Below are 19,403 nucleotides of genomic sequence, written 5' to 3' on the forward strand. Positions count from 1 at the left end.
GCCCGCAGTCCCACTCACGTCCGCTCCCCCGCAAGCCAGCTCCCACACAAGCCAGCTCCCACACAAGCCAGCTCCCACACAAGCCAGCTCCCACACAAGCCAGCTCCCACACAAGCCAGCTCCCACACAAGCCAGCTCCAACACAAGCCAAACCCCACACAAGCCAGCGTTCTGTGTCTCAGGGTTATGCGCCGGGCAACGCCAACTGTGGGTTGACGAAGTCAAACGCCGCCAGCGCAAACCCTTGCTCATCCACCTGCAACGCCCAACCCTGCTTGTCCCAATCCCCCAGCACAATACGCTTGGCCGCCTGGTCACCAATCTGCAGTTTATGAATGGCGGGGCGGTGCGTATGGCCGTGGACCAGGGTGCGCACGCCGAACTGCTGCATCACCCGTGGCACTTCCTCGGGCGTCACATCGACAATATCGTTGGCCTTCATGCGCGTTTGCGCACGGCTCTCGCTGCGCAGCTTGCGCGCCAGCTTGTGGCGGGTGCGCAACGGCAAGTGCCGCAGAATGAACAAAACAATCGGGTTGCGCAGAATGCGCCGCAGCTTCATATAGCCGACGTCGCGGGTGCAGAGGCTGTCGCCGTGCATCAACAGCACGGGCTCGCCATGTAACTGCACGACACTCGGGTCCTTGAGCAAGGTAGCGCCTGCGGCTTTGCAGAACGCCTTGCCGATCAGGAAATCGCGGTTGCCATGCATGATAAAAATCGGGGTGCCGCTGTTGCTCAGCTCGCGTAAAGCCTCGCAGATGGAACGCTGGAAGGCGGTCATCCCATCGTCGCCAATCCAGGCTTCAAAGAAGTCCCCCAGAATGTACAACGCCTGGGCGCCACGGGCGCGGCCGTGGAGCAGATCCAGAAACGCCCGGGTGATATCCGGGCGCTCCTCTTCCAGATGCAAGTCTGAAATCAGCAATATCACCCAACGATCTCGGCTTTCTGGACGATCACGTCTTCTGCTGGAACGTCCTGGTGACCGGCCTTGGAGGTGGTGGACACGCCTTTGATCTTGTCGACCACGTCCTGGCCTTCGGTGACTTTACCGAATACCGCGTAGCCCCAGCCCTGCACGTTCTTGCCGCTGTGGTTGAGGAAGGCGTTGTCGGCGACGTTGATGAAGAACTGCGCGGAGGCCGAATGCGGCTCCATGGTACGGGCCATGGCGACGGTGTACTTGTCGTTGGAAAGGCCGTTGTCCGCTTCGTTCTGGATGCTTGGACGCTTGTCTTTCTTTTCTTTCATGCCTGGCTCGAAACCGCCGCCCTGGATCATGAAGTTGCCGATGACACGGTGGAAAACGGTGTTTTCGTAGTGGCCGGCGTTCACGTACTCGATGAAGTTGGCGACGGTGATCGGCGCTTTCTCGGCGTTCAGCTCGATGACGATGTCACCGTGGTTGGTGGTCAGTTTGACTTGAGTCATGTTCACTACTCTTTTCAGGGAATTCGTGGGTTTGGACGCCAAGGCGCCGCTACCGGTTTGGCTAAATGTGTGCCAAGGCGCGCAGTTTAGCGTGCCCGGCAGGAATTTCGAGGTGGTTTTTTACCGCCGGTGCATTAAATGCAGCAGTTTTCGGTGCTGCTCTGTCAGGTACTTGACAGCATCGGCTATGATATCGCCTTTGTTTTATCTGGCCCCAACCGGCCACGAACCTGTCTGTTCAAGGATCCTATGAGCAAGCCCACTGTCGACCCTACCTCGAATTCCAAGGCCGGACCTGCCGTCCCGGTCAATTTCCTGCGCCCGATCATCCAGGCGGACCTGGATTCGGGCAAGCACACGCAGATCGTCACCCGCTTCCCGCCAGAGCCCAACGGCTACCTGCACATCGGTCACGCCAAGTCGATCTGTGTGAACTTTGGCCTGGCCCAGGAGTTCGGTGGCGTCACGCACCTGCGTTTCGACGACACCAACCCGGCCAAGGAAGACCAGGAATACATCGACGCCATCGAAAGCGACATCAAGTGGCTGGGCTTCGAATGGTCCGGTGAAGTGCGCTATGCGTCCAAGTATTTCGACCAGTTGTTCGACTGGGCCGTCGAGCTGATCAAGGCCGGCAAGGCCTACGTCGACGACCTGACCCCGGAGCAGGCCAAGGAATACCGTGGCACGCTGACCGAGCCGGGCAAGAACAGCCCGTTCCGTGACCGTTCGGTAGAAGAGAACCTCGACTGGTTCAACCGCATGCGCGCCGGTGAGTTCCCGGACGGCGCCCGCGTGCTGCGCGCCAAGATCGACATGGCCTCGCCGAACATGAACCTGCGCGACCCGATCATGTACCGCATCCGCCACGCCCATCACCACCAGACCGGTGACAAGTGGTGCATCTACCCGAACTATGACTTCACCCACGGTCAGTCGGACGCCATCGAAGGCATCACCCACTCCATCTGCACCCTGGAGTTCGAAAGCCATCGCCCGCTGTATGAGTGGTTCCTCGACAGCCTGCCGGTTCCGGCGCACCCGCGTCAGTACGAGTTCAGCCGCCTGAACCTGAACTACACCATCACCAGCAAGCGCAAGCTCAAGCAGTTGGTGGACGAAAAGCACGTGCATGGCTGGGATGACCCGCGCATGTCCACCCTGTCGGGTTTCCGCCGTCGCGGCTACACCCCGGCGTCGATCCGCAGCTTCTGCGACATGGTCGGCACCAACCGCTCCGACGGCGTGGTCGATTACGGCATGCTCGAGTTCAGCATCCGTCAGGACCTGGACGCCAACGCGCCGCGTGCCATGTGCGTATTGCGCCCGTTGAAAGTCGTGATCACCAACTATCCGGAAGACAAGGTCGACCACCTCGAACTGCCGCGTCACCCGCAGAAAGAAGAACTTGGCGTGCGCAAGCTGCCGTTCGCGCGTGAAATCTACATCGACCGTGATGACTTCATGGAAGAGCCGCCGAAAGGCTACAAGCGCCTGGAGCCTAACGGCGAAGTGCGCCTGCGCGGCAGCTACGTGATCCGTGCCGATGAAGCGATCAAGGACGCCGATGGCAACATCGTCGAACTGCGATGCTCCTACGACCCGGAAACCCTGGGCAAGAACCCTGAAGGCCGCAAGGTCAAAGGCGTCGTTCACTGGGTGCCGGCTGCTGCCAGCATCGAGTGCGAAGTGCGCCTGTACGATCGTCTGTTCCGTTCGCCGAACCCTGAGAAGGCTGAAGACAGCGCCAGCTTCCTGGACAACATCAACCCTGACTCCCTGCAAGTTCTCACGGGTTGTCGTGCCGAGCCATCGCTTGGCGACGCACAGCCGGAAGACCGTTTCCAGTTCGAGCGCGAAGGTTACTTCTGCGCGGATATCAAGGACTCCAAACCTGGTCATCCGGTCTTCAACCGTACCGTGACCTTGCGTGATTCGTGGGGCCAGTGATTCTCTAAGGAAGCCGTTGTGCTAACGATCTACAACACACTCAGCAAGACCAAAGAAGTCTTCAAGCCGCTGGACGGCAACAAGGTGCGCATGTACGTGTGCGGCATGACCGTGTACGACTACTGCCACATCGGCCACGGCCGCAGCATGGTTGCCTTCGACCTGGTGACCCGTTGGTTGCGTTTCAGCGGCTATGACTTGACCTATGTGCGCAACATCACCGACATCGAAGACAAGATCATCAACCGGGCGCGCGAGAACGGCGAACCGTTCGATGTGCTGACCGAGCGCATGATCACCGCGATGCATGAGGATGAAGCGCGTCTGAACATCCTCAAACCGGACATGGAGCCGCGCGCCACGGATCACATTCCGGGCATGTTGAGCATGATCCAGACCCTGATCGACAAGGGTTACGCCTACGCCCCAGGCAATGGCGACGTGTACTACCGCGTCGCCAAGTTCATGGGTTATGGCAAGTTGTCGCGCAAGAAAATCGAAGACCTGCGCATCGGCGCACGTATCGAAGTCGACGAAGCCAAGCAGGATCCACTGGATTTTGTGCTGTGGAAAGGCACCAAGCCCGGCGAGCCGAGCTGGGAATCGCCGTGGGGCGCCGGGCGTCCGGGCTGGCACATCGAATGCTCGGTGATGTCCACCTGCTGCCTGGGCGAGACCTTCGACATTCATGGCGGCGGCAGCGACCTTGAGTTCCCGCACCACGAAAACGAAATCGCCCAAAGCGAAGCCGCCACCGGCAAGACCTACGCCAACGCCTGGATGCACTGCGGCATGATCCGCATCAATGGCGAGAAGATGTCCAAGTCCTTGAACAACTTCTTCACCATCCGCGACGTGCTGGAAAAGTACCACCCGGAAGTGGTGCGTTATTTGCTGGTGTCGAGCCACTACCGCAGCGCCATCAACTACTCGGAAGACAACCTCAAGGACGCCAAAGGCGCCCTGGAGCGTTTCTACCATGCGTTGAAAGGCCTGCCTGCCGTGGCGCCGGCCGGCGGCGAAGCCTTCGTGGCACGCTTTACCGAGGTCATGAACGACGACTTCGGCACGCCGGAAGCCTGCGCGGTGCTGTTCGAGATGGTGCGCGAGATCAACCGTCTGCGTGAGAGTGATCTTGATGCAGCCGCAGGGCTTGCTGCGCGCTTGAAAGAGCTGGCCAGCGTGTTGGGTGTACTGCAGATGGAAGCCGATGACTTCCTGCAAGCCGGCGCCGAAGGGCGTGTAAATGCCGCTGAAGTAGACGCGTTGATTCAAGCGCGCCTGGCTGCCCGTGCAGGCAAAGACTGGGCGGAGTCCGACCGTATCCGTGACCAACTGACCGCGATGGGTGTGGTGTTGGAAGACGGGAAGGGCGGCACAACGTGGCGGTTGGCTGATCAGGCTTGATCGGTAAACCCTGAATAAAAAAACGCCCCGACTGGTTCGGGGCGTTTTTTATTGTGCAAGCGTGGCTCGTTCCCACGCTCTGCGTGGGAACGCCGCCCTGGACGCTCTGCGTCCTGCTTTTGGCAAACACCTCAAGCCCTGTGCAAGGTGACGCGGAGCGTCAAGGGATGCATTCCCACGCAGAGCGTGGGGACGATCAATGCAGGCCGTAACGCTAATGTTAATTTAATCCTCCGGTGTAATAAGCGAGTATTGCCAAATGTTACCCTGGGTTTGCCGGCGGCTGTCTGCGCCGCTTTTTTTAGTGCGAGGCTGTATGCGAAGTTGGTTAAGCCGCTACCGTTACGTCATCCTTTTCTGGCTGTGCTTCGGCGTGTTCCGCACCTCCCTGGCCGACTGGAACCCCATCCCGTCCGGGTCGATGCGCCCGACGTTGCTGGAGGGTGATGTGGTGCTGGTCAACCGTGTGGCGTATGACCTCAAGCTGCCGCTCACGGATATATCCCTGGCCAAGCTGGATGACCCTAAACGCGGTGATGTGGTGACCTTCTCGTCACCCAAGGACGGCATGCGCTTGATCAAACGCATCGTCGGCATTCCCGGCGATACCCTGGAAATGAAAGATGAAGTGCTGTGGGTCAACGGCACGCCGGCTACCTACAGTGATGGGCAGGACATCAGCGAACCGATCGTGCCAGGCCAGACAGTGCCGGGTATCAAGCTGATCGAGCATGCGAGCAACAGTCAGCGCAGCATTCAGTTCATGCCCACGGTTCGGGCATTGCGAAATTTCGGCCCGGTCACGGTGCCTGCCGACAGTTATTTCATGCTGGGTGACAACCGCGACAACAGCGATGACTCGCGCTACATCGGCTTTGTGCCACGCCGCTTGTTGATCGGGCACGCGCATCATGTGCTGGCATCTGCGCAAATCCTCGATCATTGGATGCCGCGCTTGAACCGCTTCGGCGCGCCGATCCTGTAATTACGCCTTGGCGCCCAGTGCGCGAACTGCAAACCCTGCGATGTTAGCCAACTGCTCGACGCTAGCGCCGCCCTTACCGGCAATCTTCATGCCGCTAAGGGTGGCCATCAGAAAGTCGCAGGCGGCCGGCAAATCGGTGCCGGGAACGAGTTCACCCTGTTCCTGCGCACATCTCAGGGTCTGCTCAAATGCACGGCGCAAACGCTCGGCGCTGTGTGCGGTGAGCTGATTGATTTCCTCATCTTCCTGGCCAAACTCACAGATCGCATTGACGCCCATGCACCCGGCCGTGCCTTCGCGAAGGGCGCGGGTGGCGAAGGAGTTCAGGGTGTCGTGCAGGCCTTGCAGCGGTGTCGGGCCTTGGCCCAGACGCTCGATCAGGTCGTCGACGCCCGTGCGCTGATACTCGGCCATGGCCTGCAGGTACAACTGGCGTTTGTCGCCAAAGGTGTTGTACATGCTCTGGCGGCTCAGCCCCATGGCCTGCATCAGTTCTTCGGTTGAGGCGGCGGCAAAACCCTTGTCGCAAAATACGCGGATGGCGTGTTGCAGCACCTGGTCGCGGTCGAAGGCTCGGGGTCTTGCCATGGGGTACCTCTGGAAAGTGAAGGGTCAGGCCAGGTAGCCACCGTCGATGCTCAGGCTGGCGCCGGTCACAAAGGCAGCTTCTTCAGACGCGAGGTAGGCGACCATGCCGGCGATTTCGTCAGCCGTGCCTGTACGGCCCAAGGGCACCAGGCTTTTGATCAGGTCGGCATGCGGCGCGTCTGCCGGGTTCATGTCAGTGCTGGTCGGGCCGGGCTGGACGTTATTGACGGTGATGCCGCGCGGGGCAAAATCAATCGCCAGGCCGCGGATCATACCGGCGATCGCCGCCTTCGTCATGCTATAGACGCTGGAGCCCGGAAAGGCTGAGCGCTGCGCTACGACGCTGCCCACGCTGATGATCCTGTCACCACTGCGCATCACTGCTGACGCGGCTTTCGCGGCGGCGAATGTCGCGCGTACATTCACGGCGAACATGCGGTCGAAGTCTTCCAGGCTGAATTCGTCCACGCTGCCGAGCTGCAAGATCCCGGCATTGTTAACCAGGATATTCAGCGTGCCGAAATGCGCAACGGTAGTGGTCACGGCTCGGGCAATCGCCACCACATCGGCGCTGTCCGCCTGAATGGCCAGGGCTGTGCCGCCTTGGCTTTGAATCTGGCCGACCAGTGCCTGCGCCTTGTCAGCCGACGCGGAATAGGTGAAGGCCACTGCCGCGCCTTCAGCCGCCAGGCGCCGTACGATGGCTTCGCCGATGCCACGGGAGCCGCCGGTTACCAGGGCGACTTTGTCAGTAAAACGTGCGAGATGAGCGGTCATGGGTGTGCCTGTTTTTAGTGGATTAATAAATCCACTAAACCGTATCAGGCCAATTCCAATGCGCCAAGCTATTTATGGATTATTTAATCTTTAACTAGGGCGCGACATTTTTGCCTTACCTTTGGAGGCTCGGCTCGCACACTGAAACTGACGGTGAATTGAATGGATTGTATTTTCTGCAGCATTGTCCGCAAGACGTCCCCGGCCCATATCCTCTGGGAAGACGACCAGCATATGGCGTTCCTGTCGATCTTCCCCAATACGCCTGGTTTCAGCGTGGTGATCCCCAAACAGCATTACGGCAGCTACGCGTTCGCGCAGTCGGATGCGGTGTTGTCCGCGCTGATTGTGGCGACCAAGAAAACCGCACTGCTGATTGATCGGGCGTTTCCCGATGTGGCGCGCACGGGGATGATGCTCGAAGGCTACGGCGTGGACCATCTGCATGCGAAGCTGTTTCCCATGCACGGCACGGGGCAGGACAGCGCGTTCAAGCCCATCAGCTCCAAAGTCGACAAGTTTTTTGCGGCGTATGAGGGTTACATCTCATCCCACGATTTTGTGCGGGCCGATGATGGGGAACTGGCAGCGTTGGCGACGCACATCCGCTCGTTCGCCTGACGCAAAAACCAATGTGGGAGCTGGCTTGCCTGCGATGGGGGCCTATCAGTCACAGCAACATTGACTGATACACCGCTATCGCAGGCAAGCCAGCTCCCACAGATCAATCAGCGGCGGCTGCTGACCTCGGCAGGCACATCATCACCGGCCATGCGCTTGCGAAACAGCGCCGTGCGCGCCAACAGCAGTGTGGTAACAGGCACCGTGATCGCCAACAAAATCGGAATCAACCAGCCATGCAGCACCGGCCCGGACTTGAGCACCGAAAAGTAGATAATCGACGCCAGCGCCACGCACCACGCGCCCAGTGTGGAGGCCAGTGCCGGTGGGTGCATGCGCTGGAAGAAGTCCTTCATGCGCAACAACCCGATCGCGCCAATCAGCGCAAACAGGCTGCTGAGCACCAGCAACACGGCCACGATCACTTCAACCCATAACGGCATCATTCAATCACCTCGCCACGCAGCAGGAATTTCGCCAGGGCGAACGACCCGACAAAGCCAAACAGCGCAATCAGCAGCGCCGCTTCAAAGTAGGTGTCACTGGCATAACGAATGCCGAGCACCAGCATCATCAGCATCGCCAGGATGTACAGGTAGTCCAGCGCCAGAACCCGGTCTTGCGCGGACGGGCCTTTGAACAGGCGCACCAGCGTCAGCACCATCGCCAGCGAGAACAGGAACAGGCTGACCAGGATTGCATTGGAGAGCAGGGGGCTCATTCGAAGATCTCCATCAGGGGCCGTTCGTAGGCGCGTTTGAAGTGCTCGATAAACGGTGCTTCATCGTCCAGGTCGAACACGTGCAGCAGCAGGATGCTGCGGTCCAGGGCCAGTTCCGACCACACTGTGCCAGGCGTCACGCTGGTGATCATCGACAGGACGGCCAGGCCGTTGGGGTCACGCAGGTCGAGCGGGATTTTGATAAAACGTGAACGCGGCGGGCGGGATCCGCACGTCAGTACGCCCCAGGCCACGTGCAGGTTGGACACGATCACGTCGCGACCCACCACGAAGAACAAGCGAATGATGATGCCGGGGCGACGAATACGCACCGGCAGCGGGCGCAGCGGCGCCATCAGCAGCGGCGCGAGAAAGCCCAGCACCGCGCCCAGCAACAGGTTGCCGGGGCTGACCGACAGGTTCAACACCAGCCACAGCACCCACAATGCCAGCGATAGCCATGGGGCAGGGAACAGGCGCTTCATGGCTGCACCTCCAGGGCGGCGGCTCTGGACTCAGGGCTCAGCACCGGGCGCGTGGCCATCACCGCCATCACGTAATGCTCCGGGTTATTCAGGCTGTCGGCAGTGGCCTGGGTGTAGCGCATCAACGGTTCGGCCTTGAAGGTCAGGAGAATGCTCAGGCCGAGCAGGAAGAAGATCGGCACACATTCGTAGCGGCGCAGCAGCGGCGATGGGCGCTCCTCCGGCGTCCAGAAGCGCTGGATACCCAGGCGGGCGAAGGCGATCAGCGAAGCCAGGCCCGACAAGATCAACAGCGCCACCAAGCCCCAGGCCGCCGGGCGGATCGGCTCATCCACTGCGTTACCCAGGCCCATTGGGTTGACCAGCGCGCTCAACAGGCTGAGCTTGCCGATAAACCCGGACAACGGCGGCATGCCGATAATCAGCAGTGCGCAGGCGATAAAGCTCAAGCCCAGGAAGGCCATGGTCCAGGGGATCACCTGGCCGACCACGGCTTTCTGCTCGTCATCCAGGTTGACGCCGGGGCGTGGGTGCAACGACTCCATGGCCTTGGGCAGCGCGTCGATTTCTTCATCCAGCGGCAGATCATTGGCCGAGCGCGAACGCTCGATCAGCTCGGCCAGCAGGAACAGCGCGCTCAGCGCCAGGGTCGAGCTGACCAGATAGAACAGCGCCCCGGCGGTCAGGCTTGGCTGGGCAAAGCCCACCGACGACAGCAGGATCCCGGCCGACACCAGGATGCTCAGGCTGGCCATCCGCTCCAGGCGCTGCGCAGCCACCATGGCCAGCGCCGCGCAGACTATGGTCGCCATGCCGCCGTACACCAGCCAGTCGCCGCCAAACAGCGCCGATGCACCGGCTTGCCCGGAGAACAGCAAGGTCCACAGACGCAGCACGGTGTACACGCCGACCTTGGTCATGATCGCAAACATCGCCGCCACCGGTGCGCTGGCCGAGGAGTAGGCGGGTGCCAGCCAGAAGTTCAGTGGCCACATGCCGGCCTTGGCCAGGAATGCAGTGGCGAGGATCGCCGCGCCAGCATGCAACAGGCCGCGATCGGCTTGCGGTACCAGCGGGATTTTCAGCGCCAGGTCAGCAAAGTTCAGCGTGCCGGTGACCCCGTAGATCATCGCCGCGCCAATCAGGAAAAGCGACGACGCCAACAGGTTGATCGCAATGTAATGCAGCCCCGACGACACCCGCGCGCGGCCAGAGCCGTGCAGCATCAAGCCATAGGACGCCGCCAGCAGCACCTCGAAGAACACGAACAGGTTGAACAGGTCCGCCGTCAGGAATGCACCGTACAAACCCATCAGCTGGATCTGGAACAGCGCGTGGAAACTGGTGCCGGCGCGATCCCAACGGGCCATGGCGAACAGCAGCGCGCTCACACCGATAATGCCGGTGAGCACCAGCATCATCGCCGACAGTTGGTCCACCACCAGCACAATGCCGAAGGGCACCTGCCAGTTGCCCGGCAGGTACACGCCAATCGAGCCGGGGCCGCCTTGTTGCGTCCAGTACAGCAGCAGGATGGCGACACCCAGGCCGATGATGCTGGAGAACAGGTTGATCCTGGCTTTCAACGGGCGGCGTTTTTCGCCGAGCATCAGCATCAGCGCGGCGGTCAGCAACGGCAGCAGGATCGGCGCGACGATCATTTGATTCATCCACGTCATTCCTTTGGCTCCCGACCGTCCACATGGTCAGTGCCGGTCAGCCCACGGGAGGCCAGCAGCACCACCAGAAACAAGGCCGTCATGGCGAAGCTGATCACGATGGCCGTGAGTACCAGGGCCTGGGGCAGCGGATCGGTGTAGTTGAGCAGGTCTTGCGGCACGCCGTCCTTGATGATCGGCTCTTTACCGATAAACAGGCTGCCCATGCTGAAAATGAACAGGTTGACTCCATACGACAGCAGGCACAGGCCCATGACGACCTGGAACGTTCGTGGGCGCAGGATCAACCAGACGCCGGAGGCCGCCAGCACTCCAATGGCAATTGCGATGACTTCTTCCATCAGGCGGCTCCTTCGGTTGCGGCAACGGCCTTGGGCTGGTTGCTCGGTTTATGCGCTCGCACCGACTGGTGACCGAGGGCGGTGAGCATCAACAGCGTGGAGCCGACGACCATGGCGTACACGCCAACGTCGAAGAACAACGCGCTGGCAATGTGGATATCGCCCAGCAGCGGCAGGCTGAAGTGCCAGGTGTGGGTGGTGAGGAACGGGTAACCGACGAACAGCGCGCCGAGCCCGGTCAAGGTGGCCGAAAGCAGGCCGAAGCCCATCCAGCGCATCGGCCTCAGGCTCATCTGCGCTTCGACCCATTGGGTGCCGGCGACCATGTATTGCAGGATAAACGCCACCGACATCACCAACCCTGCGACGAAACCGCCGCCCGGCTGGTTGTGGCCGCGCATGAACAGGTAGAACGACACCACCAGCGCAATCGGCAGCAGCAGGCGCACCAGTACCGCCGGCACCATCATAAAGCCCAGGGCGGTATCGCTGGCCTGGCGCGGGTTGACCAGGTCGGTGGCCACGTCCGGCGCCAATTGGCGCTGTTGTGGCGGCAACTCCATGCTTTCCTTGGACGGGCGGAAGCGGCGCAGCAGGGCGTAGACGGTCAGCGCCACGGCGCCGAGCACGGTGATTTCGCCCAAGGTATCAAAGCCGCGGAAGTCCACCAGCATCACGTTCACCACATTGCTGCCGCCGCCTTCGGGCAGCGCGCGGCTCAGGTAAAACGAGGAGATATCGTTGGGCGTCTGGCGGGTCAGCATTGCGTAGGAGAGCAGCGCCATGCCGCCACCGACCACGGTGGACAACAGGAAGTCGCGCAGGCGACGGATGCGCGCCTTGCGCAACGAGCTCGGCAGTGGCGAGACTTCTTCGATCCGTCGTGGCAACCAACGCAGGCCCAGCAAAATCAGCACGGTGGTGACCACTTCGACCACCAGTTGCGTCAGGGCCAGGTCCGGCGCCGAGAACCACACGAAGGTCACGCAGGTGACCATGCCGCACACACTGACCATGGTCAGGGCTGCCAGCCGGTGGTACTTGGCTTGCCAGGCGGCGCCCAGCGCACAGGCGATGGCCAGCAACCACAGGGTCACGAACACGATGGAGCCGGGGATCTTCGGCCGGTCGCCCCAACTGAGGCCGCTGTTGAGCATCGGGATCAACCCGGCAACCACCGCCGCCAGCACCAGCAGGAACAATTGGGTTTGCAGGCGTTTGGTGCTGATGCGTTTTTCGATACGGCGCACGCCGCGCATCATCACCACCAGGCTGCGCTCGAACATGCGCTTGCCGTTGAAGTAACTGATGATCGGCGGGTATTTGAAACGGCCACGTTTGAGCTGTTTGCGCAGCAGCAGGTACAGCACGATGCCGCCGGACATGGCCACCAGGCTCATGATCATCGGCGCGTTCCAGCCGTGCCAGATGGCCAGGCTGTATTCGGGCAGTACCCCGCCGACCACCGGCAGTGCGGCGGCGGCGAGGATCGAACCGACCACCTGGGCCGGGAAGATGCCCACCAGCAGGCAGGTAAACACCAGCAGCTCGACCGGCGCGCGCATCCAGCGCGGTGGCTCGTGGGGCGTGTGGGGCAGGTCGGTCGCGGGCGGGCCGAAGAACACGTCGACGGTAAAGCGCAGGGCATAGGCAACGCTGAACGTACCGGCGATGGTCGCGATCACCGGCAGGGCGATTTCTACCCACTTTGTCGCCGAGATAAATACCGTTTCGGCGAAGAACATCTCTTTGGACAGGAAACCATTGAGCAACGGCACGCCGGCCATGGACGCACTGGCCACCATCGCCAGGGTCGCAGTAAACGGGATCAGCCGCACCAGGCCACTGAGCTTGCGGATATCCCGCGTGCCGCTTTCGTGGTCGATGATGCCGGCGGCCATGAACAGCGAGGCCTTGAAAGTGGCGTGGTTGAGGATATGGAACACCGCAGCGACGGCGGCCAGCGGGCTGTTGAGGCCCAGCAGCAAGGTGATCAGCCCGAGGTGGCTGATGGTGGAATAGGCCAGCAGGCCCTTGAGATCATTCTGAAACATGGCGCAGTAAGCGCCGAGGAGGAGGGTGAGTGCGCCGGCACCGCCGACGATCCAGAACCATTCTTCGCTGCCGGACAGCGACGGCCACAGGCGGGCCAGCAGGAACACGCCGGCCTTCACCATCGTCGCCGAGTGCAGGTAGGCCGAAACCGGCGTGGGTGCCGCCATGGCGTGGGGCAGCCAGAAGTGGAAAGGGAACTGCGCGCTCTTGCTCAAGGCGCCGATCAGCACCAACGCGAGCATCACCGGGTACAGCGAATGCGCGCGAATCTGATCGCCCGCCGCCAGCACCAGGTCCAGGTCATAGCTGCCGACGATATGCCCCAGCAGCATCACACCCGCCAGCAGGCACAAGCCGCCGGCGCCGGTGACCATCAGCGCCATATAGGCGCCGCGCCTGGCATCGGCGCGGTGGTGCCAATAGCCGATCAGCAGGAACGAGAAGAGGCTGGTCAGTTCCCAGAAGAACACGATCTGGATCAGGTTGCCGGAGATCACCAGCCCGAGCATGGCGCCCATAAACGCCAGGAAAAACGCAAAGAAGCGCGGCACCGGGTCATCCGGCGACATGTAATAGCGCGCATACAGCGCCACCAGTGTGCCGATGCCCAGCACCAGCATCGAGAACAACCAGGCAAACCCGTCCATGCGCAGCACGAAGTTGAGCCCGAGGCTGGGCAACCACATGAATTCTTCGCAGATCACGCCACCGTGGGCGATCTGAGGGTAGAGCAAAGCGACTTGAATGGTGCCGACCAGGGCCACAAGGCCGGCCAACAGGGATTCGGTGTTACGTGCATTATGCGGCAGCAAGGCCGCCAGACAGCTGCCGATAAAAGGCAGAAGCAGTAGAACTATCAGGGACATAGGCTTCTAATCTGCGGGAGTTTGGGATGCATCATACGTGCCGCTTTCTCGATCACCAAACGGCAAGATGTGGCAGGATCCTACAAGGTAGGCCGAAATCTCCCGTTTGGCATTGTTTCGGGCCTGATCGTTCCCACGCTCTGCGTGGGAATGCCACCCCGGACGCTCCGCGTCCCAACTGCTTATGCAGCCGTGAGCCTTGCGCAAGGGTGACGCGGAGCGTCACAGGATGCATGCCCACGCAGAGCGTGGGAACGATCGGACCTGACGGGTCAGGGGGCTTCCTGTTCCAGTTCGATTGATTTTTCAGCTTCTCGCTGATTGCGTGTCTTCATCTCACTCACAATCACCGCCGCCACAATCAACGCCGCGCCGACCATCGCAATCGGCGGAAAACGCTCCCCGGCAATCCGCCCGATCACGCCGGCCCATACCGGTTCGCCGGCATAGATCAACGTGGCACGGGTTGGCGAAACACTCTGCTGCGCCCAGTTCATCGCCACCTGAATCACCGCACTGGTCAAACCCAGGCCCACTGCACTGAACAACAGCAACCAGGAGAAGCCCGGCAGCGCCTCGCCCATCGGCACCACCATCAGGAACGACAGCAACGAGGCCGTGGCCAGTTGCACCACGGTCACTCGCCGCACATCCACCTGCCCGGCATAGGCGCCAATGAGGATAATTTCGGCGGCCACCGCGATTGCGCAGATCAGTGTGGCAATTTCACCGGGGCTGAAGTTCAGAGAGGCACCCGTCGGGCCTGTAAGCAGCATCAACCCGGTAAACGCCAACATGATGCCAATGCTCGGCATCAGGCCTGGGCGACGCCCCAGCACCAGCCACTGCAACAGCGGTACGCAAGGTACATAAAGCGCTGTAATGAACGCCGACTGGCTGCTTGGAATGGTCTGCAGGCCAATGGTCTGCATGCCGTAGCCGAACATGATCGAGGTGCCGATGAATGCGCCGGCTTTCAACTCGAACAAGGTCAGGCCACGCAACGTGCGCAACGAAAAGAACCCCACCACAATCGCCGCCGCCGCAAACCGCAGGCCCACGAAAAACATCGGCCCGCTGACGGTCATGGCGTGTTGCACGAGCAAAAACGTGCCGCCCCAGATCATGGTGATCACCACCAGGATGCATTCGGCTTTGCTGAAACGGTTGAAACGTGGGGAGGCGTTCGGGGCAGTCATGGCGGCTCGGTCTTGCAAGGGAAAGGCACGGACCGCACAATGCGCCGCACGCTGGGCAGTATACTGCGCACACCCACCCATTGAGCAATATAGTGCACAAAGAAAATCCACAACGGGCCTCGGTCCTGCAACACGTCAGCCAGAACGTCCGCCGGCTGCGCCATGCTGCGGATCTGAGCCAGACCGCACTCTCGGAAAAGTCCGGGGTCAGCCGGCGCATGCTGGTGGCCATCGAGGCGGGCGAGAAGAATGTCAGCCTGTCCACGCTGGACCGCGTCGCCGAAGCCTTGGACGTGGCCTTCAGCGACCTTATCCAGGCCCCGGATGCCGGTGATCACAGCCGCATCAACGAGCTGGCCTGGGCCGGCGATATCCCCGGCAGTAAAGCGGTGCTACTGGCCAAGGCCACGGCGCGGCGTGAAGTCGAGTTGTGGGAGATGCACCTGGAACCGGGTGATCGCTACAGCCCCGACCCCGACCCGGACGGCTGGAGCGTGCAGCTGTTCGTGTTCGAAGGCTGCCTGACCTTGCTGGTGGGCGAGGAACAAAAACACGTGGCGGCCGGTGAGTTCTACATGTTCGCCAGCCGCAACGTGCACGGCTATCGCAATGACGGCGACGTGGCCGTGCGGTTTGTGCGTAACGTGGTGATCTAACTGTTGGCCTGGCAACAGTGGATGCACACTTTGTTGGTTTGAAACGCGTTCAACAACCTCTTAAAGCCAGCAACCGCCTGATTTTGCTGACGATTAAATTCAGGCATGACTCCTGCAATTGCTCCGGTAACCCATCGGAGCCTGGAGTCGGCCCATGTCAGCCCACCCTCAACAACCTGCCCATATCATCCGCTCGGATGCCGAAGCCATTGAAGTCGCGACGCGCTTGGCCGCGCGGTTTGCCGTTGACGCCAGCGTGCGCGACCGCGAGCGGCGCCTGCCGGTGGCCGAGCTTGATGAGTTTTCTGCCAGCGGCCTCTGGGGCATCACTATTCCCAAGGCCTACGGCGGCGCCGAGGTGTCTTATGTAACGGTGGCCGAGGTGATCAAGTTGATCTCCGCCGCCGACCCGTCGCTGGGGCAAATCCCGCAAAACCACCTGGGCGTGGTGGACATCCTGCTGCAAACCGCCAGCGAGGAACAAAAGCGTCACTATTTCGGCAAGGTTCTGGCCGGCTATCGTTTCGGTAATGCCTTTTCTGAAGCCAAGAGCAAAAACGCCGGCACCTTCGACACTCAGATTCGTTTTGACGGCGACACGGCCTCTATCAACGGCGAGAAGTTCTACTGCACCGGCGCGCTGTTTGCCCACCTCGTGCCCACGGTCGGCAACAACGAGAACGGCCAGGCGTTTATTGCCTTTGTCGAACGCGATGCGCCGGGCCTAACCGTGATTGATAGCTGGGACGGCTTCGGCCAGCGCACCACCGCCAGTGGCGGCGTGACCCTCGACGGCGTCAGTGTGCCCCTTAGCGCGATCATTCCTGCGCACCAAGCCTTCGACCAGCCCACCGCCAACGGCCCGATCTCGCAGATTATCCAGGCCGCCGTCGACACCGGCATCGCCCTGGAGGCCCTCGAACAGGCAAAAATCTACGCACGCCAGGCGCGCCCATGGATCGACAGCCAACAGGACCACGGCTGGCAAGACCCGTTCACCATCGCCGCCATCGGCGACCTGCAATGGCGCGTGCATGGCACCGAAGCGATCCTCGCCAAGGCCGGCAAGGCCGTCGACCTGGCCCTGGCCGAGCCCAACGAAGACACCGTCGCCAACGCCTCGCTGGTGGTTGCCCAGGCCAAAGTGCTGTCGGCCGAAACCGCCTTGCTTGCCAGCAGCAAACTGTTCGAACTGGCCGGCACCCGCTCGGTCACCGGCAAGCACAACCTCGACCGCTTCTGGCGCAACGCGCGCACCCACACCCTGCACGACCCGGCCCGCTGGAAATACCACCTGATCGGCAACTTCGTGCTCAACGGCGTGAAGCCTGCGCGCCACGCCTGGAACTGAGGATATTTATTCATGACCGCCCTGAATCAAGCGCGCCAACTGCTGGAAAGTACCCGACGGTTTGTACACGCCAGCGATGACCCGTACGTGATCAGCCGCTTTGGCGACTTGCAGATCCGCGTCGACGTAGCCGCCGCCTTGTTTGAACGCGCTGAAACCCACCCAAGCCCGGTGGCGTTGACCGAAGCACAAATCGCCGCTGCCGAAGCCTTGATTGCCGCCAGTAATGCCGAATTTGAACTCACCGGCCAACGTACCGCGCTGGCGTCGACCCTCGACGACCCACTGCGGCGCAAATATCAGATCGTCGGCAACTACCACCTCAACGGAGTGCTTTGATGTCCCGTGAAATCCGCTTGAATGCCTTCGACATGAACTGCGTAGGCCATCAATCTCCCGGCTTGTGGGCGCACCCGCGTGACCGCTCGTGGCAGTACAAGGATCTGGAGTACTGGACGGACCTCGCCAAAATTCTTGAGCGTGGCAAGTTTGACGGCCTGTTTATCGCCGACGTGCTGGGCATCTACGACGTGTACAACGGCAATGGCGACGCGGCGATTCGCCAGGCCGCACAAGTGCCGGTCAACGACCCGCTGTCGCTGATTGCGCCGATGGCGTTGGTCACCGAACACCTGGGGTTTGGCCTGACCGCTTCTTTGTCATTTGAACATCCGTATCCGTTCGCCCGTAGGCTCTCGACCCTCGACCACCTGACCAAAGGGCGTGTCGGCTGGAACATCGTCACGTCCTACCTGGAAAGCGGCGCCAAGAACCTCGGTCAGAAAGCCCAGACCGAACACGATGCGCGCTACGACTATGCCGAGGAATACCTGGAGGTTTGCTACAAACTCTGGGAAGGCAGTTGGGAAGAGGGCGCCGTGCTGCGTGATCGCGAGCGTCGCATTTTCAGCGACCCGAGCAAAATCCACGAGATCCGCCACGTCGGCAAACACTTCCAGGTGCCCGGCATTCACCTCTGCGAACCGTCGCCGCAACGCACGCCGGTGTTGTACCAGGCCGGGGCCTCCAGCCGTGGCAAGCAGTTCGCCGCCGAACAGGCCGAGTGCGTGTTCGTGGCTGCACCGTCCAAGGTGCTGCTGAAAAAAACCGTCGCCGACATCCGCCGCCGAGCCGCTGAGGCCGGGCGAGATCCGAAGAAAATCCTGATCTTCAACTTGCAAACGGTGATCGTTGGCGAGACCGATGCCAAGGCCAAAGCCAAGTTTGACGAATACAAATCCTACGTCAGCTACGAGGGCGCAATGGCGCTGATCTCCGGCTGGACCGGCATCGACTTCAGCCAGTTCAAGCCCGATGAGCCGCTCAAGCATGTACACACCAACGCGATTCAATCGGCGGTAGAAGCCTTCTCCACGGCGGACCCGAACAAGGTCTGGACGCCCAATGAACTGGCCGATTGGGTTGGCATCGGCGGCTTTGGCCCGTTGTTCGTGGGCGGCCCGGAAACCGTGGCCGACCTGTTGCAGGAGTGGGTCGAAGAGACCGACGTGGATGGTTTTAACCTGGCCTACGCGCTGCCCCATGAAACCTTCATCGACGCCGTGGACCTGCTCGTGCCGGAGTTGCAAAAGCGCGGCGTATACAAGACCGAGTACGCCCAGGGCACCCTGCGCGAAAAGTTATTCGGCGACGGTGCGCGGCTGGCCCCAAACCATCCGGGTGCAAGCTACCGCGACCTCAAAGCCAGCGCAATCTAACTGAAGCACCTCGGTCCATGTGGGAGCTGGCTTGCCTGCGAAAGCGCTGGGTCAGCCAGAAATGAGCCAGCTGACACGCCGCCATCGCAGGCAAGCCAGCTCCCACAGTTGATTGGTGTTGATCCACCTGACTAGGCCAGCGGGCTACCGCGACCTCAAAGCCAGCGCAATCTAACTGAAGCACCTCGGTCAATGTGGGAGCTGGCTTGCCTGCGAAAGCGGTGGGTCAGCCAGAAATGAGCCAGCTGACACGCCGCCATCGCAGGCAAGCCAGCTCCCACAGTTGATTGGTGTTGATCCACCTGACTAGGCCAGCGGTCTACCGCGACCTCAAAGCCACTGCAATCTAACTGAAGCACCTCGGTCCATGTGGGAGCTGGCTTGCCTGCGAAAGCGTTAGATCAGTTAGAGATGAGCGAGCTGACACGCCGCCATCGCAGGCAAGCCAGCTCCCACAGTTGATTGCTGTTGATCCACCTGACTAGGCCAGCGGACCACCGCGACCTCAAAGCCACTGCAATCTAACTGAAGCACCTCGGTCCATGTGGGAGCTGGCTTGCCTGCGAAAGC

At 61.2% G+C, this 19,403-nt stretch carries 19 protein-coding genes; 8 read left to right on the forward strand and 11 right to left on the reverse strand.

Annotated elements, in window-relative coordinates:
* Positions 1-184: 184 nt before the first annotated feature.
* Both lpxH and HBO23_RS29745 read right to left on the reverse strand, forming a co-directional pair.
* Positions 185-934 carry a UDP-2,3-diacylglucosamine diphosphatase gene (gene lpxH, locus HBO23_RS29740; RefSeq protein WP_170040690.1) on the reverse strand — a complete coding sequence of 250 codons (750 nt, stop codon included), beginning with the start codon at positions 932-934 and terminating at the stop codon, positions 185-187.
* Positions 931-1,434, reverse strand: a complete 504-nt coding sequence (locus HBO23_RS29745) for a peptidylprolyl isomerase (protein ID WP_017134695.1) — start codon at positions 1,432-1,434, stop codon at positions 931-933. The genes lpxH and HBO23_RS29745 overlap by 4 nt, the downstream gene beginning before the upstream one ends.
* A gap of 249 nt (positions 1,435-1,683) precedes the next feature.
* Between HBO23_RS29745 and HBO23_RS29750 the strand changes: the two genes are divergently transcribed.
* From HBO23_RS29750 to lepB, 3 genes are all read left to right on the forward strand, one after another.
* Positions 1,684-3,384 carry a glutamine--tRNA ligase/YqeY domain fusion protein gene (locus tag HBO23_RS29750; protein ID WP_026013499.1) on the forward strand — a complete coding sequence of 567 codons (1,701 nt, stop codon included), beginning with the start codon at positions 1,684-1,686 and terminating at the stop codon, positions 3,382-3,384.
* An 18-nt stretch (positions 3,385-3,402) separates the two neighbouring features.
* Positions 3,403-4,791 carry a cysteine--tRNA ligase gene (gene cysS / locus HBO23_RS29755; protein WP_170040691.1) on the forward strand — a complete coding sequence of 463 codons (1,389 nt, stop codon included), beginning with the start codon at positions 3,403-3,405 and terminating at the stop codon, positions 4,789-4,791.
* Between the two features lie 316 nt (positions 4,792-5,107).
* Entirely contained in the window at positions 5,108-5,776 is a 669-nt protein-coding gene (lepB, locus tag HBO23_RS29765) for a signal peptidase I (protein ID WP_099550545.1), read from the forward strand.
* Here the strand turns inward: lepB and HBO23_RS29770 are convergent, their stop codons facing one another.
* Both HBO23_RS29770 and HBO23_RS29775 read right to left on the reverse strand, forming a co-directional pair.
* Positions 5,777-6,364: a TetR/AcrR family transcriptional regulator gene (locus HBO23_RS29770; RefSeq protein ID WP_099550544.1), complete on the reverse strand. Its 588-nt coding sequence runs from the start codon at positions 6,362-6,364 to the stop codon at positions 5,777-5,779.
* A 24-nt stretch (positions 6,365-6,388) separates the two neighbouring features.
* Complete coding sequence (locus HBO23_RS29775; RefSeq protein ID WP_017134690.1) at positions 6,389-7,141, reverse strand: 3-oxoacyl-ACP reductase family protein; 753 nt, start codon at positions 7,139-7,141, stop codon at positions 6,389-6,391.
* A gap of 162 nt (positions 7,142-7,303) precedes the next feature.
* Here HBO23_RS29775 and HBO23_RS29780 point away from each other — a divergent pair, with 162 nt between their 5' ends.
* The gene (locus HBO23_RS29780) at positions 7,304-7,762 is read left to right on the forward strand and encodes an HIT family protein (RefSeq protein ID WP_017134689.1); all 459 of its coding nucleotides are present in this window, start codon (positions 7,304-7,306) and stop codon (positions 7,760-7,762) included.
* Between the two features lie 107 nt (positions 7,763-7,869).
* Here the strand turns inward: HBO23_RS29780 and HBO23_RS29785 are convergent, their stop codons facing one another.
* From HBO23_RS29785 to HBO23_RS29815, 7 genes are all read right to left on the reverse strand, one after another.
* Entirely contained in the window at positions 7,870-8,208 is a 339-nt protein-coding gene (locus tag HBO23_RS29785; RefSeq protein WP_017137536.1) for a Na+/H+ antiporter subunit G, read from the reverse strand.
* A complete protein-coding gene (locus tag HBO23_RS29790) occupies positions 8,205-8,483 on the reverse strand; it encodes a K+/H+ antiporter subunit F (protein WP_017137537.1) in 279 nt (92 codons plus the stop codon). The genes HBO23_RS29785 and HBO23_RS29790 overlap by 4 nt, the downstream gene beginning before the upstream one ends.
* A complete protein-coding gene (locus HBO23_RS29795) occupies positions 8,480-8,968 on the reverse strand; it encodes a Na+/H+ antiporter subunit E (RefSeq protein WP_099550542.1) in 489 nt (162 codons plus the stop codon). Before HBO23_RS29795 ends, HBO23_RS29790 begins: the two co-directional genes overlap by 4 nt.
* Positions 8,965-10,647 (reverse strand): monovalent cation/H+ antiporter subunit D, encoded by a 1,683-nt coding sequence (locus HBO23_RS29800; protein WP_099550541.1) that lies wholly within the window; start codon positions 10,645-10,647, stop codon positions 8,965-8,967. The genes HBO23_RS29795 and HBO23_RS29800 overlap by 4 nt, the downstream gene beginning before the upstream one ends.
* Complete coding sequence (locus HBO23_RS29805) at positions 10,644-10,988, reverse strand: Na+/H+ antiporter subunit C (RefSeq protein ID WP_003192163.1); 345 nt, start codon at positions 10,986-10,988, stop codon at positions 10,644-10,646. Before HBO23_RS29805 ends, HBO23_RS29800 begins: the two co-directional genes overlap by 4 nt.
* Positions 10,988-13,909, reverse strand: coding sequence for a monovalent cation/H+ antiporter subunit A (locus HBO23_RS29810; RefSeq protein WP_170040692.1), 2,922 nt, complete (start codon positions 13,907-13,909; stop codon positions 10,988-10,990). Before HBO23_RS29810 ends, HBO23_RS29805 begins: the two co-directional genes overlap by 1 nt.
* A gap of 272 nt (positions 13,910-14,181) precedes the next feature.
* Complete coding sequence (locus HBO23_RS29815) at positions 14,182-15,108, reverse strand: DMT family transporter (RefSeq protein ID WP_170040693.1); 927 nt, start codon at positions 15,106-15,108, stop codon at positions 14,182-14,184.
* A 92-nt stretch (positions 15,109-15,200) separates the two neighbouring features.
* Here HBO23_RS29815 and HBO23_RS29820 point away from each other — a divergent pair, with 92 nt between their 5' ends.
* From HBO23_RS29820 to HBO23_RS29835, 4 genes are all read left to right on the forward strand, one after another.
* Positions 15,201-15,764 carry an XRE family transcriptional regulator gene (locus HBO23_RS29820; RefSeq protein ID WP_099550538.1) on the forward strand — a complete coding sequence of 188 codons (564 nt, stop codon included), beginning with the start codon at positions 15,201-15,203 and terminating at the stop codon, positions 15,762-15,764.
* A gap of 154 nt (positions 15,765-15,918) precedes the next feature.
* Complete coding sequence (locus HBO23_RS29825) at positions 15,919-17,115, forward strand: SfnB family sulfur acquisition oxidoreductase (protein WP_099550537.1); 1,197 nt, start codon at positions 15,919-15,921, stop codon at positions 17,113-17,115.
* 12 nt (positions 17,116-17,127) lie between these two features.
* Positions 17,128-17,454 (forward strand): acyl-CoA dehydrogenase, encoded by a 327-nt coding sequence (locus tag HBO23_RS29830; RefSeq protein ID WP_138453846.1) that lies wholly within the window; start codon positions 17,128-17,130, stop codon positions 17,452-17,454.
* Entirely contained in the window at positions 17,454-18,833 is a 1,380-nt protein-coding gene (locus HBO23_RS29835) for an LLM class flavin-dependent oxidoreductase (RefSeq protein WP_170040694.1), read from the forward strand. Before HBO23_RS29830 ends, HBO23_RS29835 begins: the two co-directional genes overlap by 1 nt.
* Positions 18,834-19,403: the final 570 nt, after the last annotated feature.

The sequence above is a fragment of the Pseudomonas sp. WS 5532 genome, assembly GCF_012985445.1.
Taxonomy (GTDB): Bacteria; Pseudomonadota; Gammaproteobacteria; order Pseudomonadales; family Pseudomonadaceae; genus Aquipseudomonas; species Aquipseudomonas edaphica.